Below are 24,111 nucleotides of genomic sequence, written 5' to 3' on the forward strand. Positions count from 1 at the left end.
GGTTCAATAGATTATTCAATTGAACCTAGGCATATTTTACATATGGCGAATACCCGCAATTCCATAAGCATAATGTTGTATTGCAGTTGCTAAATCTGTTGATTTTAAACCACCAAGTGCAAAAATTGCTAAATCAGATTGTTCTGCCAATTTTGAAAATACTGACCACCCCATTCCTTGTACATCTGGATGAGAGTCTGTTGCTAAAATTGGGCTTAAAAAGGCAGCACTGCAACCCATTCGTTGTGCATTGTCCAAACTATCGCGATCATGGCAAGATGCGATATAGGTGATGCCTAGCTGTAAATCTGCTTGCTTAAGCTGCATCACTTGATGATGTTTAAGTTGCACAATCTTCATCATTTTCTGTTGTAATTCTGATAGCGTATTCCATATATCAATATTTACAATAACGCGTGAAAGTAAATTTGGGCTATAACCTGCTAGGAGTGCGCTGTATATCTCGTCTTGCGCTGGCCGCCAATAAAAATATTGATGATCTTGTAAGGTATTTAACTGAGATAAATCCTCAGATATTTTTATTTTTTTAAGCAAATTTAATCGTTTGACAATATTTTTATTGGCTTTAGGAAAATTTAAATCTTGCAACTCTTCACGGCGATACCATGACCATGGTTGTTTAATATGCGCTAAGTGGTCTGCATGCACATAAGCTAGAAAAAAATGTAGATTAACCACAATATCTTCATATTCATGGCGAATAAAATCAAAATTAAAATAATGTTCTAGATCAATGCCTACTTCTTCCAGTACTTCACGACGGCAAGCTTTTAAAGGCGTCTCCTCAGCATCAACTTTACCACCAGGAAATTCATACTTATTCCCTTGATGCTGTTCAGCTTTTCTCCATCCCACCAAAACTTTAGATTGATGAATTAAAATTGCAATCGAGACATGTATATCTGGTTTAGCCATGATCTTTCCATTTACCGATGAATGTCCTAGTGTATGCTAATTATATTTTTTTATAAAATGTATAAATATTTTATTGACAGCCCTATTCGATAATGATTATCATTTAAGTCGTTCAGATAATTACACCACGGAGTCCATCAAATGAACGCACCTTTTAGCTTATTCACACGTAACGAAGTCGCTCACTCTCTCCCTATGTTACATTCGAATAATCTCTTTGCATTAGGAAGAGAAATTCGCATCATGCACGCTGGAGAGGAATACCGCCTACGCCTTACACGCAACAATCGCTTAATACTTACAAAATAAATTATCACTTTAAAATTATAATCGTGGGCACAAGCAGTATTTAATGATACTGCTTTTTTCTCTTCATCCAATATAACGTTAAGTACACCATTCAATTGAATGCAGTCTAATATGATTCAGCAAATCAATAAAAATTAAACTAGAAAACTAACCTAATGGTACAACTCGTAAAACCTCGTCTATTGTCGTGATCCCAGCAATAATTTTATAAGCACCTGCGATACGTAACGGCTCAATACCATCTTTTTTTATTTGCGCTTTCAACACATTTAAATTGCTATTTTGAGCAATCAGCTGCTTACACTGTAAAGTCATCGGCATGAACTCGTAAATTCCGATTCGACCTTTATATCCAGTATTTCGACATTGCCCACAGCCCACTGCTTGAAATACAAAGGATGGACAAGGAATATCAAAATCATATGTTAATTGTTGCCATTCTTGTTTATTTATTACTGCGGTTTGCTTACAACCTTCACAAAGTGTTCGAATCAAACGTTGTGCCAAAACAGCCAATAGCGTCGCCCCCGTTAAAAACGGTTGTATCCCTAAATCATGGAGTCGAATCAAACTTGATGGTGCATCATTGGTGTGTAAGGTAGAGATCACCAAATGCCCTGTGAGTGCTGCCTGTATTGCCATATTGGCAGTATCGTAATCACGAATTTCACCAACCATAATAATATCTGGATCTTGACGCATCAATGCACGAATACCATCAGCAAAACTCAAATCAATATTATAATTCACTTGCATTTGATTAAAACTGGCTTCTAACATTTCGATTGGATCTTCAATTGTGCAAACATTTACTTGATCCGTTGCCAATTGTTTTAATGTTGAATAGAGTGTTGTCGTTTTACCTGATCCTGTCGGCCCAGTGACTAAAACAATACCATGACGATGTTCGGTCAGTTGTTTCCACTGTTTAAGTAATTGATCGTCAAAACCCAAATCTTGAAAACTCCTCACCATTACATCTGGATTAAAAATACGCATGACCAACTTTTCACCAAATGCGGTTGGCAATGTTGCGAGCCTCAATTCAGTTTCTTGTCCAAGCGCAGTTCGTGTTTTTAAACGTCCATCTTGAGGCTTTCGTTTTTCAGCAACATTCATTCTCCCTAAAATTTTCAACCGCGAAATAACTGCGGTTAAGGTATTTACAGGCATTTGATATACGGTATGTAATACACCATCTATACGAAACCTGACTTTACCAATTTCTTTTCTAGGTTCAAGATGAATATCACTCGCACTTTGTCCAAAAGCAAACTGTAATATCCAGTCTACCAATTTCACAATATGCTGATCATTTGCATCAGGACTTTGCGTATGATTGAATTCTAATAAAGCTTCTATCCCTTTATTTTCTTTTAGAAATGCAGTTGCTTTTTGTGATCCAGATACAGCACGGCTAACTTGATAAAATTCATTTAAATAGCGATGTAATTGTTCAGGAAATAGTAGAACCTTCACAATTTTTTTAGGCAAAATACTCTGTGTTAGACTCTCCAACCAATCCAATTGAAAAGGTTGATCTGTTCCAATCCATATTTCATCAGCAGTCACTTTAACAGCTAAAATTTTATTGCAATATGCAAATTCTTGAGACATAACTGCCGTGCATGATGGAACATCTATCTCTAATGGATCAATTGTATATACTGGAACTTTTGACTTTTCAGATAACCATTCCATTAAATATTTGATCGTTAATTTTTCTTTAGGAAACAAAAGATTTGATAAATTAAAATGTGCAATCCATTGTAAAGCATGCCATTTCATTTGCTCTTTTGTTCGATAAGTGGTTTGAATCAATCGCTTATCTTGCTCATTTATTTGTTTATCTTTTTCAAGCTCTTCTAAACACCATATAATATTTAATTCAAAATTATGCATTATTATTCTTCAAATTAATCTCGCATTTAATCATATAACAAAATTTAAACAGATAAAATCATTCAAAAAATAAAAGCCTAAAGTAATCGTATTACTGTAGGCTTCAAAATTCACAAAGCAATAAATATTAATCTATTAAATACTCACCTTTAAGTTACCACTCAAAGTTCATACCCACATTATAAAGTAAACTTCCTTGCCTTTGATTAAATGCCAAACCTGATTTAATTGCGAACTGATCATTAAATCGGTAACCAGAACCAACCGCAAAAGCATGCTGACTGTTATAACCTCCAATAGCAGCAGACATATTTAACCGACCAATATTATAAGGTTGAAAAATACCATTAATTGCAGCTGCCATGGCCAACCCATCATCGATTTTAGACTCTAAACTATCTATTCGTTTATTGGTTCTATCAATACGATTATTCATCGCAATATCTTCCAAATTAAGTGCAGCTAAAGCATCACCAACATTATTATAATTATTGTTTCCAATCTGGTAGGTTGGAGAATTAAAACTTTGAGTAATATTGTTATATGCCGCACCACCACCTAGATATTCAACAATAACTTGGTTGGTTTGATTTAATTGAGAGCCATTAATTGCATCTTTGGAATTTGAACTCACCTGCCCAGTTGCTACATTGCTTAGACGCGTTCCTGTCGCACCACCCTCAAAAGTGACAGAATCTTTATTCACAGATCCATCTATATTTTTATCATAATGTACAGTCTGATCACTTAGATCTGAAATATCATTGATTACATTCGAGATTTGAGTATCGGTATAAGCATTACTTTGATTGATCGCATCAGCAAATTTAGTGTTGGTATAAGTATTACTTTGGTTGATTGCATCGGTAACTTTAGTGTTGGTATAAGCATTACTTTGGTTGATTGCATCAGTAAATTTGGTGTTGGTATAAGCATTACTTTGGTTGATTGCATCTGCTGTTGCTATATTCATTTGCCCTAAATTAACAGCATCATGCACGTCAGTTGCATCTGCAATATCTGTAATTTTATGGTTTTCTAAAGTCAGATTCGAATTAATCGTTGTACCATTAGGGGCATAGATATATACGGCACCTACTTTCTTTCCATCATTATCTATACCAATACCAATTGAAGCGGTATTTTGTGAAAAATTATTTAAATAATTTTCATATAAACCTACACCTGTACTATTTTCACAGCCATAACTTGGATTACTCCCAGATGAATACCCCGTAGAAGAATTATTCCCTGTACAGATATCCACTGATCCAGCCACAGTATGATTGATTGAAAATATTAAACTCAACAGCATATAAAATTTTATATTCGTTTTTAGTATTATTTTCTTATTCATAATTTACTCTTATTACTCATTAAATTTTATAGAAGCGTTTTATTATAAAAATAAACTCAACGCCTTTAAGCGGTAAAAATTAGCAAGAGTTTAATTAAAATGCAAACTAAATCACATTTTATATTTTAATAATTATAAATCCGAAAAATAATATTTTATTATCTTAAAATCAATTACAAGATTATTAACTTATATTTTAAATCAATTATTACACCTCTTATATCAAAAAAGGTCTATGTAAGAATAGACCTTATAATATTCAATAAATGAAAATATTAACGTTAATGGCGTATTTATTAAATCATCAATTTTTCATTAAAATAACAAATATTAAATTACCACTCAAAGTTCATTCCAACATTATAACTTGCTTTACCTTTTCCTGGGATGGCAGCAAGCCCAACTTTAAATGCAGCAGTTTCATTAAACCGATAACCAGAACCAAGTGCTAAAGCACCTTGACTTCCATACCCTCCACCTGCAATAGTTAAGTTGAATTTTCCAACACCATAGGGTTGAAATAAACCAGCCATCGCGGCAGACATCGCTAAGCCTTGTTCGACTTTATCTTCTAATTTGTCAACTCGATTCGATACCACATCAACTCTTGTATCTAAAGCAGAAATAGCATCACCTACATTATTATATTTAGAGTTACCTACACTAAATGAAGGGGCTTTAAAACTTTGTGTTGCTGTATCATATTCTGTATTTCCACCTAAATATTCTGCCAGAGCTTGATTGGTAATATTTAACTGAGCACCATTGACAGCATCTTTTGAATTTGCCTGAATTTTACCATTGGCAACATTCGTTAATTTTGTACCATTTTCTCCACCAGCAAAGGTTATAGAGGTTTTATTGGTCGACCCATCGGCATTAACATCATAATGAACAACTTTATCACTTAATTTATCTATTTCTTGATTGGTATAGGTATTACTTGTTGCAATCGCTTCTGCTTTCGCCACATCCGTGTAATAGTTGCTTGTTGAAATTGCTTCTGCCTTGGCTGCATCCGTATACGTTTTTCCTTGCGCAATTGCATCTGCTTTCGCTATATCTGTGTAATTATTGCTTATTAAAATAGCATCAGCTTTGGCTAAATCTGTATACGTTTTTCCTTGCGCAATTGCATCTGCTTTCGCTATATCTGTATAATTATTGCTTATTAATATAGCATCTGCTTTGGCTAAATCCGTATACGTTTTACCTTGGGCAATTGCATCTGCTTTCGCTGTATCTGTGTAATTATTGCTTATTAAAATAGCGTCTGCTTTGGCTAAATCTGTATACGTTTTTCCTTGGGCTATCGCATCTGCCTTTGCAACATCTGTATAAACCTTCCCCTGTGCAATTGCATCTGCTTTGGCTAAATCTGTATATGTTTTTCCTTGTGCGATCGCATCTGCTTTTGCAGCATCTGTATACGTTTTACCTTGGGCAATTGCATCTGCTTTCGCTGTATCTGTATAGGCTTTACTTTGTGCTACCGCTGCTGCTTCGGATGCTTTAAGTTGCCCTAAGTTCACGGCATCGCTATTTGCAGTACCATCTGCTAATTTATTAATTTGATGATTTTTCATATCAACAGTTGAATTAATCGTCGTACCGTTCGGTGCATTAATGTATACCGCCCCCTCTGCACTTCCATTTGCACCAATGCCTATGCCAATACCTGCATAATCTGATGATAAGCCGCCTAAGTTCCATTCATACAAAGCAACACCTTGCTTACCTGTACACCCCGTAGACACATTAGATGTTGTTGTCGTGCCAATTGCTGATTCTTGTCCATCACAAACATTTACTGAGCCAGCCATAACACCATTCGTCTGAGCAATGAGGCAAGCTAATACTGAAACCTTAAATACCTTTCCCCAAATACTTGTTAATTTCATCTTATTCTCACTATTATTATATTAATTTATTTATGTGTAAATTACACATTTTATTATATAAAGAACAAATATTGATGCAACATATATTTATGAGTTTTAAATCAATTTAAAATATATTTATTTAAAATAAATCACATATTATTTATTATAATTAACCAATTTAACAATAAAAATCTTGTTTTTTATGACTTTAAACTTAATATCCAAATGAAATAGTTTCATACCATATATCCGCTGCTCATCATTTTGATAAGCAGGTCGTGGATCTAATGATAAAACTTGCTCTAATTCAGTCATCATTTGACGTGTAATTTTTTCATTAATGAGTAGTTCTTTTGCTTCTAGCTCGGCATCCTCTGCCCAAATTATCTCTTTTCTCATTTGCTCTTCTTGCGCATATCCACTTTCTGCATAAATCACTGCATCTGAATATTGAATATAAGGTTTAATATCTATAATTGGCGTACCATTGAGTAAATCACTCCCTGTCACATATAAACGAACAGCTTTTCCTATCTTCTTAACTTCTTTGATTTTCACGACAGATAAACCAACAGGAGATGGTCGATACATACTTCGCGTCGCAAAAATACCTATTTTTTTGTTACCTCCCAACCTTGGCGGGCGCACTTGCGGTCGAAACTCGTTTCGATCATTTTGGTTTTTGTTTTCATGAAATTGCCAAATTAACCAAATATGGCTAAACGTTTCAATTCCTTCAAATGCGAGTAAATCATTATACGGTTCAATCATTTCAATATATGATTCAACATCGACTAAATTTGGTTGACGAGGAATGCCAAACTTCTCTTGATAAGGTGAATGCATATAACCAATAATTGTGAAATTTACCACGTTCATAATCACTTTTTCTGATAAGTTCAATTAAATATATTCAGTTTATCGAGAATGATTTTAGATTAGAATAGGAATCTGTTCTAATTTGATAATTTATATTGAGACCTTGAATGGCTGCTTTTAACGTCGAAAAGATTACTCACGTACATCACTGGAATGACACTTTATTTTCCTTTAAAACGACTCGTGATGTTGCATTACGTTTCAAAAATGGACAATTTGTCATGATTGGTCTTGAAGTAAATGGTAAGCCTTTAATGCGTGCTTACTCTATTGCAAGTGCGAATTATGAAGAAGAACTTGAATTTTTCTCAATTAAAGTACCAGATGGTCCATTAACCTCAATTTTACAAAAAGTAAAAGTTGGTGATGAAATTCTAATTTCTAAAAAGCCAACAGGAACCTTAGTACTTGATGATTTAAACCCTGGCAAAAACTTATACCTTCTTTCTTCAGGCACAGGTCTTGCACCATTCTTATCAACTATTCGTGATCCAGAAACATATGAACGTTTTGAGAAAGTGATTGTTGTTCATGGAACTCGTTTTATTTCTGAACTCGCTTATCAGGAATTAATTTTAGAAGAATTACCTAATAATGAGTTTTTTGAAGAGTTAGGAATTAAAGAAAAATTAGTATATTACCCGACTGTAACGCGTGAAGAATTTCATACCCAAGGCCGTGTAACGTCTGCTATTGAATCAGGTCAATTATTTGAGAAAATTGGTTTACCTCGCTTTAACCCTGAAACTGACCGTGCAATGCTTTGTGGTAGCCCCGCATTCTTAGATGATGTTGCAGCACTTTTAGATCAGCATGGACTCAAAGAATCACCTCGTATGGGTGTACTTGGTGACTATGTGATTGAACGCGCATTTGTTGAAAAATAATAACTCATCATAAAGAACCGAGCAATAAAGCTCGGTTCTTTTATTAAATATGCATAGATCTTTCAAATTACATCTTTATCTTTGACAAGTTTCTTTTAAATCATAATCATCCGGTTTAATAATTAGCTCACGATTGTTGAACTTTAAGATTGTATAACTATTGATTTTATTTCCTAAACTTAATAATGTAGAGCTAATTTGATACGTTTGATCAAAATGATGATTACTTATTGAGTAATTATTAATTTTCAGCTTACTAAATTTGATTTTATTTCCCAACATTGTCCATTCAGACGCGACATCATATTTAAGCGTAGCTTCTCCGTCACTAGCCTTATAATATGTAATACCTTTCTGTATAGAAGTCCCGTTATCATTTAATGTTGTTTCTGATAGTTCAGTAACCTGTAAATTTCCCATGAAAAATGAACTAGAACATGACCATGTTCCAACTAACATTTGTTCATTCATAATTTCTACGCTCGCAAAACATGATGTTCCACAAACTAAAGACAACAGTGCTACTTTAAGTTTCATTAATTTCCCCCAATCAATACTTAACAAATATTTTTAATTTTCTAAATCTTATTGCTTTTATTTCACTTTCTATTACAGATTATTATATTCTTTAATTTTTATCACAATGGACTGTATATTCATCACTGTCACTTTCATACACATATACTAATTTTTCCTTATTAAGTTGTGTAACCTTTGCAACTTCAATATCTTCTCGATTCGGTGAAAAAAGTGTATTTATTTCATATTTCTGTTCAAACTCTTTATTATCTATTTCATAATTTTTCGTCATAAACTGGTTAAACATTAATTTTAGTTGTTGTAACTTCCATTTAGACTCATATTCATATTTAACATTTGCTTGCGCCACACCATCTTTATATTTGACTAATCCAACCGTCGAAACAATCCCATTTGTATGAAAAATTTCTGTAAATTGATCATGAAATTCAAAATCATCATCATCCTTATAATGAACGTTACATTGCCATTTACCAACAAGCTCAGCTTGCTGAATATCTAATGCTTTTTGTGCAAAACTTAAAGTTGATAAATTTAAGAGCACAATTAATAACAAATAAAATTTCATTTATAACTCACTTTTTAATTTTAATTTTCAGCTTTATTATAAAAATACATACATAGATTACTCTTGAGCAACGAAACAAACAATATTTCTATCATTAAAAATTATTTTCATTGTATATAATCCAATGAAAAAATATTGCTGATCAATGACTTAAAATAATAATTCATACCTGTTCAATTCAGCACCATAATATCAAGTCATTTTTATTTATCCACGTACAACCAGTGTCTGCATTGCTAATAATTTACAACCACAAGACAAAGTATCATTTACTCGCGCAATAGACTTCCCTATCACTTGAACATTCGGATCCCCACTTACAATAAATGCAACAGTTTTATGTAATGGACAAGTTGCCTTATCCCCCACACACGCGACTGCAATGCCATGAATAAGAAAAGAACTATTACCTGTTATAACAGTACCACCGCCTGTTGTTGGACAACCAATCGTTATATATGGTGTAGTCATTTTACTATTCTCCTTATTACAATACTTCAAATTCAATACGTCGATTTTTTTTACGTCCATCTGCTGTAGAGTTATCAGCAACTGGATTTTGCGATCCTTGCCCCTGCGTAGACAAAAAATCTGCTGAAATCTGTTTAAAAATGAGATATTGCTTAACTGCTTCAGCCCTCGCTTGACTTAAGATAATATTTTTTTGTGGATCACCAGAACTATCTGTATGCCCAATAATTTTAATGTTTTTGCCTTTCACTTTATTTAAAGCAATAGCCATTTCATTTAAGATATTCTGACCTGTTGTCGTTAAAATTGAGCTACCAGATTCAAACTCTATAATTCGGTTCTTCAAAGCATCATCAAGTATTTTTTGTTCTGCTAAATTGAGTGAAAGATTAGATGTGAAACGATATGGTGTTTGAATACTATTTTTAATCGCAGCTTCAGTACTCAGCTTATCTGTATCATTACTTACTTTTCCTGTTAATTTAACTTGTGTCCCTTGAACTGACAGTTTACCTTGTGAAACTTTTTTTAAGTCTGGTGAAATTGACTTTGTTACAGATTCAACCCACCCTTTAGGCATTACAACAGATTTAATCTGTATTTTATCAATGACCTGATCTTCTCCATATGTTGCTTTCATTTTATCTAAAATTTGTTGTTTTGTAGCTTGATCTGGAACAGAACCTTCTATAACAATTGGAGCCGCCATACTATAAGTTACAAATGAGCAACCTATTAAAAACGAGACTATTTTCACAATACCATCAAAATTTTTAATATTTTTTTTCATAATGAACCATCTATAAAATATTGTCTAAATAAACGTATGCCATGATTTAAACTCAACTGGCGTTCACATAGGGTTTGCTCTAACCAAGCTAAACTTGCATTTTCTTGTACATATTCATCTACCCACTGAGAATTAATTAATTGCACCCAGTGACTATTTTCATAATCTTGTAAAAAAATATCACTCAAAGTCTGAATGGCCGCACCTTGAAAGCCAAAAACCAGCATTGGTTTTTGGCTATGAATAATTCCAAAAAGAACTTCGACATGATGTTTAGATAAAAAACTTCCGATTAAATTTACCCAAAAAGCAGCAATTTCACTTCTAAACCGTTCACTCATCGGAATGGTTAAAACCTTATTAAGCTGCTGGACTCCTTTTTCTGAAATAGGTTGTAATAAGAGACCAAGTCCTATAATACTTCGCGCTAATTCATAAAGTGGAATATCCATTAATTTCGCAAAAGAATACATTGTGTGGTTATCAAAAATCGCTTTGCTTTCAATTAAGGATGGCACTTCTAATTCTGTTTTTAATTCATCTAAATTTTTCAGTAATTGCTCTGTGTTGGAAAGTTGATATACTGCCTTATTTTTCAACAATAGATTGATTAATATCGATTTATAACGAAATGGTGCAAATAATAAATTCGCTTCAGGTTTATCAATCTCCAATACATATCCCAACAGCATAGGAAAGCAGCGATCTGAATAATCCTTACTTGCAATTAAATTTGCAACGACAAACATAGGCTCTTGTGGGTTTGTAATAAAAAAATCAAAAGTTGGGCACGTTAAATATTTGTTCTGAAAATCTGAAGACTTCATAGCTTGTTCTAATGCTTCAGAAATCCACTGATCAAAGAGTTGAATTAATGCCGATTGTCCTTTGGATTTTAAAAAATCACCATGACAAGGAATTTTCCCATAATAAAATGAAAATGCTTTTAGCAAGTCCATGTCATCCTCCGACCAACTATATTCATCATCATTTTGCAGTCCCCAAATTTGTTTGATTGGTTGTCTTTTCCGCTGCAACAATTCGTACATTCGAATTTGCTGTTGCAACCTGATCAACCAATTTTAATCCTTCAAAATTTGCACCACGAGAACCACCAGAACTTCCACTAATTAAACGAAATTTAACGTTAATATAAAGATTCGAATCTTGCTGGCTAATCCATTTCATTTCAAAAATACCATTACCAAGATCAGTTCGAGTTGCAGAATTAATTAAACGATTAATACCATATTCACCTGGCGCATCAAAAATTGTGTGTGTCTCACCTTGACGATCAATCACTGTAATTCTTGCACCTGGTATTGCTTGTGGATTAGGCCAAATAAAGTTAACCCATTGTTGTACGCCATTTTCATAGTTCATACGTTGACCATCAATATCAATGATATAAGCAACTAATTGAGGGTTTTCAATTGGATAAAACTGAAAGTTAGATTGACTCGCTGCAGATGGCTGGCTTGGTTGGTCTAATGAACCTGTCGCTACACCATTTAATGGAGCAACATAAGTTTGGAAATTCATTGCAAACTGCGGATTTAAACTAACACCTAAATCTTTCCAAGTTTTAGATGTTAAAATATACCCTCGACGAATAATAAATGGATCCAAAGTCTCTTTTACATATCTTGCAATACTTCCACTCTCTCCAAAAATTTGACCAATATCTGTACTTGTCGCTTGAATAGAAGCAGATGAAGTAAATGGATATTTGCTTGCCAAAGTTTGACTAAATGGTTGGTATGCTTGTGTCATCCATAATTTATTTAATTCATCTTGCGTTGGTGCAATAAGGCTATTAAAAGTCGTTAGTACAGGACTTACAAGTAATTTCTGTATGGTCTGACGATCAGAATCATTTAAACCCGAAGAAAGCTTTTCATTAACGACTTTATCTGTTTGGTTAAATACAGATGTTTGTTCGTTAAGAGTTAATTTAACTAAAGCCATTGCACTCGGACCAATATCACCTGAATTTTTCAGTTCACCTAACTTACTTCTGACTGCTGCTAAGTTTTCTAAATATTCATCCAATAATGATTTATCTTGTAAATCATCACGTTTACGCACTAGCTGGTAAAAAACTTGAAATTGTTTAGCTAATGTACCCTGACCTTGTGCAGCAGCATTTTTAATACTTGTTTCAACACCTTGTCTTAAAACTTTACGCTTAAACCAAGCAATAAAACCTTTTTGTGGAACAGCTAATTCTGCTTGAACAACAGGATCATCCCAATTCGTTTCCTTAGCAATTCTCTCTATTAACGTCCAAATAGGTGAGCTTTGTGTATCGCCTAAAACATCTATTATTTTGACTTGATTATTAAAATCCGTACCTTTTGCATAATGAATACTATTTAAAAACTGTTTCCACTCTTTAATATAGTCTTGTTTATACACTTGAATTAACTGCTTACGAATTTGATCTGGGCTACCACTAAAGGTCAAATCATCCGATTGACGACTATTTAAAACCCAGTCTTTGGTATCTGTTGGGTTATCTGCAGCATCCTCAATTGCTTTTTTTACATATTCATCCCAAGCTTGTTGAGTAAACATTCCTGGTACAGCATGACCACCTAATATAATATTTTTATCTTTTTCACCCACAATTTGAGCGACTGTTAATGCTGGATAGCGTACAGAAGCGCGCATTTTAATTTCATTATAAACCCGATCACGCGCAGGCATTCCACGTACAACTGAGAGCAAAACTTGACGTGCTTGATCGACCAATTGTGAGTCTGAATCTAAAATTGGAAAAGCTTTATCATTCGCAAAACTCATCGAATATGTCAATATTTGCTCAGCTTTTGCGATATTATCAGTATTTGATGCATCTAAATTTGAACGCCAAAAACGAGTAATTTGATCTGCCAAATGACTTGATTCACGATATTGAGGATTAGTTAACATTAAATATGCTTTTAACGCATTATATGCATCTTGTGGATTAGAATCCGAAGGAGCTGCATATTGCTGAGTCATAGAAACTTGTTTGATCTCAACCTGACTATGATTTTCTTTCAATTTCTCTGAGTTTTGCTGAACAGCTTGCAAAAATGATGACATTTCATGTTGTGCTGGTATTAAAATAATCTGTTTAACACCACTTAAATACTCCGCCTTGAGCTTTTCATAAAGCATATCGCCTTGATACAAACCTAAACCAAACTTTAAAAAATGTTGATGATCCAACGCCTCTAATTGCTGTAAGCGATTTTGTAAAATCATTAATGCTTCAAGCTGACTGGTCAAATCTTGTGATTGGCTCTCCATTTGTACAACTTTATTTAAATCTGCTTGTACATCTGTGATTAATTGTTGATTATTGCGATACGACCATAGCCATCCACCTAAAATAATCGACACAGCCATTAAAGAGGCAATGAATGCTAAAAATCGTTTCCGCTTATTTGCAGGATTAATGTGCTGTTTAACTAAATTTCGATCTTTTAAAATAACATCTGAAAAAAGCCCTTTTAAAAAATATCCATGATTTTGCCCAGTTTGTTTACTCACATTAGCTTCTGAATTTTCTTTAGCAAGTTCAAACTCTTGTGCTAATAATTCAGTCATTGGGCTTTCTATTGTGCCTTCTTGTAGCGCACTCGTAAAATAAAACCCTCGGAAAACAGGTTTAAACTGATATGGATTTTCCTCAAATAGAGCACCAATAAAAGACTTTAAAATTGGCTTTAATGTTTTGAACTCTAACGGAAATGTCATAACACTGGGTGATATATTTTGTGCATGACGACGACTTAAATGCGTTGTACTCACACTTTTTAAGCCGTCATACAGAACGTTATAATGATCTTCAAATAACTCAATTGCCTTTTGTGATGATTCTGGATTATAAGGTAGTGTTGCTCCCCAAACTTGATCAAACTCATCTTGCTCGTAATAATCAAAAAATTCAGTAAACCCAGCAATTAAATCCATTTTGGTGAAAATAAGATAAACGGGAGCAAAAACTTCAAGCCTTTCCGTTAAATCCTGAATACGTGCACGTAAATTTTTAGCTAACTTTAATGAGTTTTCAGGACTTTGACTCACCAACTCAGCAATATTAACAACTAAAATCACACCATTCACTGGCGCCTTTGATCGACTCTTTTTGAGTAAGCCTAAAAAACTTAACCATTCTTCGTGATCATGTTCATAAACAGAATAACGACCTGCCGTATCTAATAAAATACCTTCCGTAGAGAAAAACCAATCGCAGTTTCTTGTTCCACTCACCCCAGCAGAAATTACTTTTTGATGTGTATCTTCAAAAGGAAAATTTAGACCTGAATTATAAATTGCTGAACTTTTCCCTGCAGCAGGATTACCAATAACCATATACCACGGTAATTCATAAAGTGCTGCATTCCCTTTTCTACTTCCAAGTTTTGATTTTTTAATTAACTGAATTGATTCCTTCATTTGTTGATTAATCAATTGCAGTTCTTCTTTATTTTTACTTTCACCTTTGTCGGAAATTAACGCTGTTTTTTCAATTCCCTCTTCAAGTGCTTCCGCATTTTCAACATGCTTTTTACGTTGAATGAGCCAATAAAGACCATAACAAATTAAGCCCAAAATATAGGCAACTAACAGCCCCCAAAATATTTGTCGGGGAATTACATTATAGGTTGATATCAATGCAACAAATAATGATAAAGCAATAATTGCTTTAGGATTTGTCACATATTGCCAAAGATAGCTTAAAATCGTGTACATTATTATTCCATAGTTCTAAATTTTTCAACTTATTTCTAAAGTGCTATTGAGCTCATTAGACAGTATAAATACTTGTATTTGTTTATATTTTGTCGTATATACCAGATTAAATTCTTGTTCAGAAATTTGCATACCCAACATGGTTCCCCAAATATTCACTAATGTCTGGGTATGTCCTAAACTTTGCCTAACCAGTAATAAATGCTGAGGTTCTATTGGACTATTTAAAAAAAATTGATTTATTTGTTTTGAAATTTTTGCCCCATCAATCGAATCTAAAATGATGACAAAGGGTTGATCATTTGCATATTGTAGTGACTCTTCCAGTTTAAGAGTTTTTAAACTATTTGTTAAGTTATTTTCATTTTCTATTATGTAAATACTTTTTTCAGCAAATAGATTTTCAACCTCTAAATCTGTAGATGAAATTAGACAACTACTGGCAAATTCTGCAGGTATATAATTTTCTCTAATCGCGCTTTTTTCATTTATAATATCTTGATTAATCTCTGAATCTATCGCAATACAGCATGTAATCTCATCATCTATCTCTGCTATTGTTTTAAGTAAGTTTACCCAATTTTTATATGATGTTCCTTGATCCCAATAGTGAAAATATATTCGGACTTGTTGTTTGATTAATCCTAAATTAAACAGTTCTTCCTCTATTAAGCTTGTACTCATTTTTTCATCAAAGCTATGAACAAATGAGTCAGCCAAAATAATATGAATATTGAAATATGAAAGTTTACTGACTTGTTCAGGTACATCCATCAGCACATCTGTTCCGATGTCTTGTACATCTGTATTTATCCATGCTGGATGAATTTTATATTCATAAGCCAATTGTTGATCATAAAATAATGTGGATTTTTTAATATGTTCAATGAGTGTTTGAATTTCTAAATGATAATGCTCAAACTGCCCTTTAATTAAAGTCATTAAACGAAGTTGTAGTTCAGAATGATTATCTTCTTGATCTATTTGTGAAACATCTAAATCTTTAATTCGATATGAAACTAAAGGCAAACCATATAAATTGGTCAATTTTTCATCCAAATCAGGTCCGGAAAACGTTTGTATTGCACTTTTTATTTCTTGACCTTCACCAAAAGCATTCAAACAATAATTCGAATAAAGTTTCAGTTGAATACACATCGGTTCGATATTTTGATGTGCTAAATCGTCAACACCATTTTCTTCAATCTTTTGATTTTCTTTTTCTGTTTTGGCTTTTCGAAATTCAAGCCATTTCATAATATATAGGGGTGATAAAATACAAATTGTTAATAAAACAGGAAGTGCTACAAAAAAAATCATTAAATCTTTTGATGAAGGCTCAAATCCAATATCACGCCAATAAAATATAACAATTAAGGCGACAATACCGAAAATTGTAGTCAATGTACCAAGCGTTACTTTTAGCATTTTTTTATCCAATTAATGTGTAACGAGTTTCATCGTTGTCTACTTTATATTTAGGCAAGAGAAATGCGCCCTGTGCTAATCCCATTGTTGCATTCGAACCTAACTGACAAGCCTCAATTTCTGACTTATCCAAAACTAATGAAATATCAATGGCTAACGTTGGATCACACCACTGTTGTAAAATCCGTTTTAATTTATTACTCGATTTGTTCATGGGTAGAAAATCAAAATATTGTTGTTTCGTTAGAGGTCCTATTTTTAAGACTATTTTTCCATTTATTTGCCTTACAAATGTTCCGCAAAATGTATTCATACCAAGCGATGAATGTCCATTTCCTAATTGAGTTTGTTGTGATTCTTCCAGTTTAAATTTCTCTTCAACAAATTCTTCGATCTCAATTTTAGGTTTGAATATACAATTTAAAACGGTAGATACTGCATGTGTATTATTATTTTGCCCTTGCATTAAACCTGCAAATTCTGCAAAGTAATCATCGATATCATGTTCTTGATGATGCTCTGAAATATAGCCATTCAATGCATGTAAAAATTTTAAATAATGATTATCATCATTCACTTCATACAATACTGGCAAGTTATAACTCAAGCTGGCCTCAACATATTGCGACACTAATTTATGATTAAATAAATTAATAAAATCTTTAATCTCAACTTTCTGTTTGCGAGATAATAAGCGGACCTTATTTGTATATGTATAAGGTAAAGCCCCTTGAATTCCTGTTAAACCAGAAATCAAATTTGTAATCGATATTCTAGAGTCCTCAATTTCTAAAGCTTCAATTTCAGCTAATGGAAAATTCAGATGAAAAGAACTTTCAAATAGAAACCCTTCATCCCATTTAGTTTTACTTTGAATATAGGGTGAATGCCTAAGTAATCGAACTGATTGAATAAACTCATAGTTTTGAGGATGCTTTGATAAATCATCAATTACAGAAGCTTCTTTCCACCAACGTTCTGCACGCATTGGTAAACCTCCTGATCTGTTTGAGAATCGATAATAGAAACATCAACAAAACTATTCATCTGAACTTTTAAATTAAAAACATGGCTTAAAAGCATGCTATAAATATATAAACTATGTCCTCTAAATACCTGTGAATTAATTCGTACAATGACTTTAATGCCTCGAACAAAAAGTGGAAATGGCTTAGCTTCCACCATTTTATGAGTCAAACTAAAATCCACTTTCTTTATAGAGTCGATAACCAAATGGTTTTCTTTAATTTTTGTTATATTATAAAGCTCTAATAACTCCTTAATATGACTAATCGCATTATCATTCATTAAAGCTAAAGTATTTAAAGATAAATGAGAAATAATACGCCATTGCTCTTTCTTATTTTGTTCAAAAAATGCTGGAATAGTTGGTCTTTTAAGGACTAAAGCACGCCGTGCGATAGTGGTATCATTTAAACTTAATATATTATTAGTAATACTTAATGCTTCATGTGGTAAATCACCATTCGAGCATTGCAATGTTGTACTTATAAAATCAGATTTTAATTGATGTGGCTCTAAGTTTTTAGAAATAATGCTATAGCCAGTATCGGTATATTTACTCTGATATAAAATTGGATTTAAAGCATAAAAGAATTTTACATTTTCACCATAATAATGACTCATTGCAAAAAAAGGAACCACAGGGTAAGACACTTGATTATCTTCACTTTTTTCGCGAATCATATGCATATTTGTAATTGAATAGACTTGGTAAAATTCAGGATGATGTGTATCTGTAATCAGTGGATACTCTAATTGCTTATGATTAATTTTTTGAGGTTCAGCTTTCTTTTCAAATAAGTTAACCACTGGTGTTGTAAACAATTTAAAGTTAGCCGTATTTAATTCTGAGTAATTTCTGATAATAGACTGATCATTTAAATTTAATTTCAAATGGATTTGTATTTCAAATTCTGTTTGATCTTCTTTTAGCTGTTTTAGAAAACTCAAATTCAAATCTAAATAATTAAATTTCTCTGGAAAGCAAAAATACTCAAGCAACAATCTATAAGCATGATGGGTATGTTGATCAATCGGTAACAATGCTTCTGACTCAGCAAATCCTTTCACAGTAAATGGATTTTTAATTTCCGAACTAAAGTTATTTTGTACAAAACTAAAACTGCTATCTGCTTTGAATATTCCGTCTAATACCTGTAATGGAAAATTGGCAATTGCATCTAAATATATAGTCAGTTTTTCATGTTGCATCCATGTCTGAGCAGCATTAAAAATCTCAAATTTAAAACTTAAGGTTGCATTTTTATTTAAATGCATTAATGAACTAGGATTGGTTTTAAAACTAACATCTTTCAGCTGAATGGGTAAAAGATCAACATCTGTACTGGTTTTAAATATGCATTGCACACCTTTAAAACTTCTAGATTTTAAATACGTTTCTTTAGGAATATTATGTTTATTAACCAGCTGTTTTTGTTTATTAATATCTTCAAAACTAACCACCGTACAGGAGGGAAAATGTTTTAAATATTGAGGAAACATCACCTCGAATATTGCTCGAGTAAAAATATCGTAACTATCAGCTAGTTTTTTATCAATTTTCGCTGCAATGAGTGAAAATGATTGAATCAGACGTTCAATATGAGGATCATCAATTTGTTCTTGATTGAGTGATAATCTTTGTGCAATTTTAGGATACTTTTGTGAAAATTCGCGAGCTTGAATTCCGAATTCTTGTAATTGTTTTTCATAAAATGGCAAAAGTTCTTCAATCATTAAAATACTCCAAACTTAAGTTCTAGCCGTAATCATATATTGTTGTGTTGCTGGCTTAAGCAACGCATCAAAAACAACTGGCTCATATAACGGATGTAGATTCAAATAGGCCTGAATAGATAAACACAATGCTCCCATATTATGTCCATCTAACAACATTTCTACTTTTACTTGCTTTAATCTAGGTTCATGTGCAGAAATTGATTGTTCAATCGATTGACAAATTTTTGCTCTATCTAAAGGGTTTGCTGTTGATAAGCCAACAAAATCTATAATTCCAAATTGTACAATCGATCTTTTAACCAAAGGATATTCATCGATAATATGATCTAAATTCGCCAGTCGAGTATTTAACAGCTCTTCTAAATCACGAGCGACAGAATTTCTCAACTCCAGAATTGATAATCCGCTCAGATGTTCATTTTCGAGCGTTAATCGATCAAATAAGGTAGACCTGAATCCATAGGGATATAAGTGATCTAAATTCATTTTTATATCTTTATAATGATTAGATAGAGAATGACGGAGTCACTCTCTATTTGAAACATCACATCTAGATTACGCAGCGTAAGACGCTGTGTTATTCGAAAGTGACCATTTTTTAGTAACAGCACCTTTCGCAGTACCATCAATATCTTGTTGGTTGTATGTCCACTCTACAGCAGCATATTTAAGACCAAAAGACTCCGTTGGAACACCTTCAGCATTTACAGTTGGAGTTACACTTGAAACAAGTACATGTTTTAATTTAATTTGCAAATACTTGATTCGTTTATCCCCATTTGCACGATAATAATCGATTTGAACTTCATCAAAGGTATAACCTGCTGAACAAGCTTCCCAAAGTTGAAGATGAACACCGACAAAATCAGATTCATGATGTACGACTTAAAGGACTTAAAACCACAATTTCCGATATTGAAAAAGAAATTGAAATAACAAAGGTTCAATGGCAAAAAGAGCGAAATCTCGTTAAACAAATTGCAGAATTACTCCAACAAGAACATCAAAAAGAAATTAATCAGAAAATTAATGTACTTCGCCAAGAACTTTTAAATATTCAAAATCGTAGTCCTCTTGTTTTTGAACGAGTCAATGCGCATATCATCAATGAAATTATTTCTGACTGGACTGGCATCCCTGTTGGAAAAATGATGTCAGATGAAATTCAACAGATTTTAAGCTTAGAAGAAAAACTTGAGCAACGCGTGATGGGACAAAGTTATGCGCTGCATCAACTTGTTCAAGGTATAAAAACTGCGAAGGCCAAACTAGAAGATCCGAATAAACCTCAAGGCGTCTTTATGCTTGTTGGACCAAGTGGTGTTGGTAAAACTGAAACCGCCTATGCATTGGCCAATGAACTCTATGGTGGCGAATCTCACTTAATCACCATTAATATGTCTGAATATCAAGAAGCGCACACGGTTTCATCTCTAAAAGGAGCACCTCCTGGTTATGTTGGTTATGGTCAAGGAGGAGTTTTAACTGAGGCAGTTCGTCGAAACCCTTATAGTGTGGTACTTTTAGATGAAATTGAAAAAGCACACAGTGATGTTCAAGAATTATTTTACCAAGTCTTTGACAAAGGCATGCTAGAAGATGGTGAAGGACGTGTTATTGACTTTAAAAATACCATAATATTGTTGACCTCGAATGCTGGCTCTAGTGCCATTATGCAATCTTGTTTAAACCATCCTATTGCTGAATGGCCTTCTGCGGAAGAGTTAATCGAGGTTTTAAAACCAAGTCTCTATAAACAGTTTAAGCCTGCATTTCTAGGGCGTATGCGGATTGTACCGTTCTTCCCTTTACATGATGATTTACTTGTGCGTATTATTAAACATAAATTGCATAAAATTACAGCACGTCTAGAAAAACAATATGATACAAAAGTTGAATATAGTGACGACTTAATTGAATTATTACTCAGTCGCTGTACAGAGGTCGATAGTGGTGCCAGAAACGTAGATAACATTTTAAACTCTACTGTTCTACCAGCGTTAGCAACAGAAATTTTATTAGCTTTAAGTCAACAAAAATTACCTCAACTGATTTTTATTGATGTTAAAGATGAAGAAATTATCTACCAATTAGATCCAACAAAAAAAGTTGTTAAGAAAAAAACTAAAAATACCCCAATAACAAAGAAAATTGAGGTTTAACGTGAATTTTGATGTAAAAGATTTTTTGCAACCTATTTCTGAACAAAGTTTATGTGGAGAAGATTTATCTTTCTCTAATGAATTTCATGAAATTAAACAGGCAAAAACACAAGATGATATTTTATTAGATCAAGGTGATTGGGTTACTGAACCTAAACAAGCAGATTGGCCTTTTGTTGCTAAAAAATCTACTGAATTACTCCAAAACCGTACTAAAGATATTCGCCTTTTAACATGGATTACAGAGGCGTGGGCTCATTTATATGGTTTTGAAGGAATTGAAAAAGGACTTGAACTCTCACATTATATTCTTAAAGAATATTGGTCAGATGTACACCCGATGATTGAAGATGATGATCTCGATCAACGTCTAGGGTTATTACAGGGATTAATTACTCAACTGCCTATATTAGTTAAACAAGTTCCGCTCACAACATCTCAGCCTTTTTGTACCTTGGCAGAATACAATAAACGCTTATATCAACAAAATGCGTTACGTAAGTCAGGTGATGATTCTGAGCATACTGATAAAGCAAAATTAATGGAAGAGTTTGAACATGCTATTGCTTCAACAAGTAAAGCATTTCAAGTGAATAATTATCAAGATTTTGAAAATATTTTTGAATATTGGCACTTAATCAAACAAGTATTAGATACACAAATGGGCATAGAGGCACCCAGTTTTGCTCATGTAGACTCACTGCTCACTGATATTCGCGTCACACTTAAAAAAATCTACAAAATAGATTCTACTATACAACAAAATAATATTTCTGAGGCTACTTTAGCACCTCAACAACAATCTTTTGAACACGCTCATGTACAAGAAGTGGCGCCAATGATAACAACATCCAATGCATATTCTTTTCAAGCAGTACCACAAAATCATATTCAAAATCGTGAACAAGCACTGATCGTTTTGGAGCAAATATCACAATATTTTAAAGAAAATGAACCACATAGCCCTGTAAGTTATATGTTGGAAAAAACAATCAAATGGAGTCAGATGCCATTGCATGAATGGCTTAATCAAGTCATTAAAAATGATAATCCACTTGAAAACATACAAGAACTTTTAGGCGTACAGCGTGATCCTAATGAATCAAATAACTGGTAATAACAATGTTTAAAGCTGAGAAAATTTTATGGGGTGAAGGCTTATTTCTTCGTCCACAACACTTTCAAATACAAGATACTTACCATGAACAGCACTTAAATCAGACTGTTCGTGCCATGGTTCCTTATTCATATGGCGTTCAAAATCTACGTTTTGATGAGTCTCAGCTGTCTTTACATGTTCTTGCTTTAGAAAAAATTACAATGATTTGGCAAGATGGTGAAATTTATTCTGCACCTGCTCAAGATTTACTTCCTGAACCAGTTCAACTTGATAGCTTAAATTTACGTAATGAAATGCAGGTGTATTTAGCATTACCTATTCTACAACCCAATAAATGGAACGTATCTCATGAGGAAAACTCTCAACCAAGCCGCTATCATGCCCATCTTGTAGAGACGCATGATCTTTTTACCGATGCAACAACAGCAGAAATTACCTTATTAAGAAGACGTGCGGAGTTTAAACTCTTAGAGCCACATGAGACACCCAATCATGAACTCGATGGTTTTCTATATTTATCTATTGGCAAACTGAAACGTCAAAGTTCTGGTCAGTTTGAATTTGATCGCAAATTTATCCCGCCGTTATTACACATTGAATCATCAGAAATATTAACGCATAATTTAAAACGCACACTTAATATTATTAAAGCAAAAATTAAAACCATTCAAAAAAACAATCGAGAAAATGAACAAAATTTAATTGAATTTCGTTCAGGAGATATTGTTTCTTTCTGGCTTGTCAATGCATTAAATACAGCACATGCCATGTTACATCATCTCTCTAAACATGCTCAAATTCATCCTGAACGATTATTCTCAGAATTATTACGCTTAACTGGATCTTTACTTACTTTTTCAACAGCCTATGAAATTGATCAATTGCCAAGTTATGATCACCACAATTTACAAACTTCGTTTGAATCCTTAGATGACATATTACGAGATTTGCTAGATACCATTATTTCTAGCCGATATATCACCATTACACTCAAAGAAATTCGTCCATCTTACTGGGTCGGAAGCCTTGAAACCGATAAAATTAACCGCGAATCACGACTATACTTAGCCGTTTCTAGTGATTCAATGCCAACTCACGAATTAATCCCGATTGTCCCTCTAAGATTTAAAGTCGGTAGCACCGTTGATGTCGAAAAACGTGTTGTTGCGGCATTACCTGCTATCTCAATACATCACCTTGTTCAGGTTCCAACTGCAATACCAGTCCGTTCTGGTGTGAGTTATTTTGAAATTGAAGCACAACATGAACTTTATCAAGCAATGCTCGACTCTGAATCAATCTGTATTTATATTCCTGTAGGATTTAAAGATATCCGTTTAGAACTTATTGCAATTGTTAATGGATAGGAA

General features: G+C 33.3%; 19 protein-coding genes and 2 pseudogenes. 5 read left to right on the plus strand and 16 right to left on the minus strand.

What is annotated here, in order from left to right:
• Nucleotides 1–36 precede the first annotated feature (36 nt).
• Complete coding sequence (locus B9T31_RS07670) at nt 37–936, minus strand: NUDIX domain-containing protein (protein ID WP_086181372.1); 900 nt, start codon at nt 934–936, stop codon at nt 37–39.
• 141 nt (nt 937–1,077) lie between these two features.
• On the opposite strand from B9T31_RS07670, the gene hemP reads away from it, so the two are divergent.
• On the plus strand, nt 1,078–1,245 hold the full coding sequence (gene hemP, locus B9T31_RS07675; protein ID WP_086181373.1) for a hemin uptake protein HemP: 168 nt from the start codon (nt 1,078–1,080) through the stop codon (nt 1,243–1,245).
• A 147-nt stretch (nt 1,246–1,392) separates the two neighbouring features.
• Here the strand turns inward: hemP and B9T31_RS07680 are convergent, their stop codons facing one another.
• From B9T31_RS07680 to tsaA, 4 genes are all read right to left on the minus strand, one after another.
• Nucleotides 1,393–3,150, minus strand: a complete 1,758-nt coding sequence (locus B9T31_RS07680) for a GspE/PulE family protein (RefSeq protein ID WP_086181374.1) — start codon at nt 3,148–3,150, stop codon at nt 1,393–1,395.
• A 151-nt stretch (nt 3,151–3,301) separates the two neighbouring features.
• Nucleotides 3,302–4,504: a YadA-like family protein gene (locus B9T31_RS07685; protein ID WP_139840902.1), complete on the minus strand. Its 1,203-nt coding sequence runs from the start codon at nt 4,502–4,504 to the stop codon at nt 3,302–3,304.
• Nucleotides 4,505–4,839: 335 nt separating this feature from the next.
• Complete coding sequence (locus B9T31_RS07690; RefSeq protein WP_086181375.1) at nt 4,840–6,405, minus strand: YadA-like family protein; 1,566 nt, start codon at nt 6,403–6,405, stop codon at nt 4,840–4,842.
• A gap of 138 nt (nt 6,406–6,543) precedes the next feature.
• Nucleotides 6,544–7,266 (minus strand): tRNA (N6-threonylcarbamoyladenosine(37)-N6)-methyltransferase TrmO, encoded by a 723-nt coding sequence (gene tsaA / locus B9T31_RS07695; RefSeq protein ID WP_086181376.1) that lies wholly within the window; start codon nt 7,264–7,266, stop codon nt 6,544–6,546.
• Between the two features lie 107 nt (nt 7,267–7,373).
• On the opposite strand from tsaA, the gene B9T31_RS07700 reads away from it, so the two are divergent.
• A complete protein-coding gene (locus B9T31_RS07700; protein ID WP_086181377.1) occupies nt 7,374–8,153 on the plus strand; it encodes a ferredoxin--NADP reductase in 780 nt (259 codons plus the stop codon).
• Between the two features lie 75 nt (nt 8,154–8,228).
• Here the strand turns inward: B9T31_RS07700 and B9T31_RS07705 are convergent, their stop codons facing one another.
• From B9T31_RS07705 to B9T31_RS07755, 11 genes and pseudogenes are all read right to left on the minus strand, one after another.
• Complete coding sequence (locus B9T31_RS07705) at nt 8,229–8,690, minus strand: hypothetical protein (protein ID WP_086181378.1); 462 nt, start codon at nt 8,688–8,690, stop codon at nt 8,229–8,231.
• Nucleotides 8,691–8,781: 91 nt separating this feature from the next.
• The gene (locus B9T31_RS07710) at nt 8,782–9,261 is read right to left on the minus strand and encodes a hypothetical protein (RefSeq protein ID WP_086181379.1); all 480 of its coding nucleotides are present in this window, start codon (nt 9,259–9,261) and stop codon (nt 8,782–8,784) included.
• A gap of 207 nt (nt 9,262–9,468) precedes the next feature.
• Nucleotides 9,469–9,732, minus strand: coding sequence for a PAAR domain-containing protein (locus tag B9T31_RS07715; RefSeq protein WP_086181380.1), 264 nt, complete (start codon nt 9,730–9,732; stop codon nt 9,469–9,471).
• Between the two features lie 16 nt (nt 9,733–9,748).
• Entirely contained in the window at nt 9,749–10,441 is a 693-nt protein-coding gene (locus tag B9T31_RS07720; RefSeq protein WP_228146009.1) for an OmpA family protein, read from the minus strand.
• Between the two features lie 77 nt (nt 10,442–10,518).
• Nucleotides 10,519–11,481 carry a type VI secretion system-associated protein TagF gene (gene tagF, locus B9T31_RS07725; protein WP_086181382.1) on the minus strand — a complete coding sequence of 321 codons (963 nt, stop codon included), beginning with the start codon at nt 11,479–11,481 and terminating at the stop codon, nt 10,519–10,521.
• Nucleotides 11,482–11,509: 28 nt separating this feature from the next.
• Nucleotides 11,510–15,268, minus strand: a complete 3,759-nt coding sequence (tssM, locus tag B9T31_RS07730) for a type VI secretion system membrane subunit TssM (protein WP_086181383.1) — start codon at nt 15,266–15,268, stop codon at nt 11,510–11,512.
• A 24-nt stretch (nt 15,269–15,292) separates the two neighbouring features.
• Entirely contained in the window at nt 15,293–16,696 is a 1,404-nt protein-coding gene (locus tag B9T31_RS07735; RefSeq protein ID WP_086181384.1) for a hypothetical protein, read from the minus strand.
• A 4-nt stretch (nt 16,697–16,700) separates the two neighbouring features.
• The gene (tssG, locus tag B9T31_RS07740) at nt 16,701–17,684 is read right to left on the minus strand and encodes a type VI secretion system baseplate subunit TssG (protein WP_086181385.1); all 984 of its coding nucleotides are present in this window, start codon (nt 17,682–17,684) and stop codon (nt 16,701–16,703) included.
• On the minus strand, nt 17,648–19,456 hold the full coding sequence (gene tssF, locus B9T31_RS07745; protein ID WP_086181386.1) for a type VI secretion system baseplate subunit TssF: 1,809 nt from the start codon (nt 19,454–19,456) through the stop codon (nt 17,648–17,650). The genes tssG and tssF overlap by 37 nt, the downstream gene beginning before the upstream one ends.
• Nucleotides 19,457–19,471: 15 nt before the next feature.
• On the minus strand, nt 19,472–19,945 hold the full coding sequence (tssE, locus tag B9T31_RS07750; protein ID WP_086181387.1) for a type VI secretion system baseplate subunit TssE: 474 nt from the start codon (nt 19,943–19,945) through the stop codon (nt 19,472–19,474).
• Nucleotides 19,946–20,014: 69 nt separating this feature from the next.
• Nucleotides 20,015–20,305, minus strand: a pseudogene (locus B9T31_RS07755) (Hcp family type VI secretion system effector); the annotation flags it as partial.
• Between B9T31_RS07755 and B9T31_RS07760 the strand changes: the two are divergent.
• From B9T31_RS07760 to tssK, 3 genes and pseudogenes are all read left to right on the plus strand, one after another.
• Nucleotides 20,305–21,621 (plus strand): annotated as a pseudogene (locus B9T31_RS07760) (AAA family ATPase); the annotation flags it as partial. The pseudogenes B9T31_RS07755 and B9T31_RS07760 sit on opposite strands and share 1 nt — an antisense overlap.
• A gap of 1 nt (nt 21,622) precedes the next feature.
• A complete protein-coding gene (tssA, locus tag B9T31_RS07765) occupies nt 21,623–22,738 on the plus strand; it encodes a type VI secretion system protein TssA (protein WP_086181388.1) in 1,116 nt (371 codons plus the stop codon).
• Nucleotides 22,739–22,743: 5 nt separating this feature from the next.
• Nucleotides 22,744–24,108, plus strand: a complete 1,365-nt coding sequence (gene tssK, locus B9T31_RS07770) for a type VI secretion system baseplate subunit TssK (RefSeq protein WP_086181389.1) — start codon at nt 22,744–22,746, stop codon at nt 24,106–24,108.
• Nucleotides 24,109–24,111: the final 3 nt, after the last annotated feature.

It is taken from the genome of Acinetobacter sp. ANC 4558, from assembly GCF_002135375.1.
Classification (GTDB): Bacteria; Pseudomonadota; Gammaproteobacteria; order Pseudomonadales; family Moraxellaceae; genus Acinetobacter.

Excerpts from the sequence above, each read along its gene's own strand:
- B9T31_RS07670 (WP_086181372.1), bottom strand. The coding sequence starts at position 936 with ATGGCTAAACCAGATATACATGTCTCGATTGCAATTTTAATTCATCAA.
- hemP (WP_086181373.1), top strand. The coding sequence starts at position 1,078 with ATGAACGCACCTTTTAGCTTATTCACACGTAACGAAGTCGCTCACTCT.
- B9T31_RS07685 (WP_139840902.1), bottom strand. The coding sequence starts at position 4,504 with ATGAATAAGAAAATAATACTAAAAACGAATATAAAATTTTATATGCTG.
- B9T31_RS07690 (WP_086181375.1), bottom strand. The coding sequence starts at position 6,405 with ATGAAATTAACAAGTATTTGGGGAAAGGTATTTAAGGTTTCAGTATTA.
- tsaA (WP_086181376.1), bottom strand. The coding sequence starts at position 7,266 with ATGAACGTGGTAAATTTCACAATTATTGGTTATATGCATTCACCTTAT.
- B9T31_RS07700 (WP_086181377.1), top strand. The coding sequence starts at position 7,374 with ATGGCTGCTTTTAACGTCGAAAAGATTACTCACGTACATCACTGGAAT.
- B9T31_RS07705 (WP_086181378.1), bottom strand. The coding sequence starts at position 8,690 with ATGAAACTTAAAGTAGCACTGTTGTCTTTAGTTTGTGGAACATCATGT.
- B9T31_RS07710 (WP_086181379.1), bottom strand. The coding sequence starts at position 9,261 with ATGAAATTTTATTTGTTATTAATTGTGCTCTTAAATTTATCAACTTTA.
- B9T31_RS07715 (WP_086181380.1), bottom strand. The coding sequence starts at position 9,732 with ATGACTACACCATATATAACGATTGGTTGTCCAACAACAGGCGGTGGT.
- B9T31_RS07720 (WP_228146009.1), bottom strand. The coding sequence starts at position 10,441 with ATGGCGGCTCCAATTGTTATAGAAGGTTCTGTTCCAGATCAAGCTACA.
- tagF (WP_086181382.1), bottom strand. The coding sequence starts at position 11,481 with ATGGACTTGCTAAAAGCATTTTCATTTTATTATGGGAAAATTCCTTGT.
- tssM (WP_086181383.1), bottom strand. The coding sequence starts at position 15,268 with ATGTACACGATTTTAAGCTATCTTTGGCAATATGTGACAAATCCTAAA.
- B9T31_RS07735 (WP_086181384.1), bottom strand. The coding sequence starts at position 16,696 with ATGCTAAAAGTAACGCTTGGTACATTGACTACAATTTTCGGTATTGTC.
- tssG (WP_086181385.1), bottom strand. The coding sequence starts at position 17,684 with ATGCGTGCAGAACGTTGGTGGAAAGAAGCTTCTGTAATTGATGATTTA.
- tssF (WP_086181386.1), bottom strand. The coding sequence starts at position 19,456 with ATGATTGAAGAACTTTTGCCATTTTATGAAAAACAATTACAAGAATTC.
- tssE (WP_086181387.1), bottom strand. The coding sequence starts at position 19,945 with ATGAATTTAGATCACTTATATCCCTATGGATTCAGGTCTACCTTATTT.
- tssK (WP_086181389.1), top strand. The coding sequence starts at position 22,744 with ATGTTTAAAGCTGAGAAAATTTTATGGGGTGAAGGCTTATTTCTTCGT.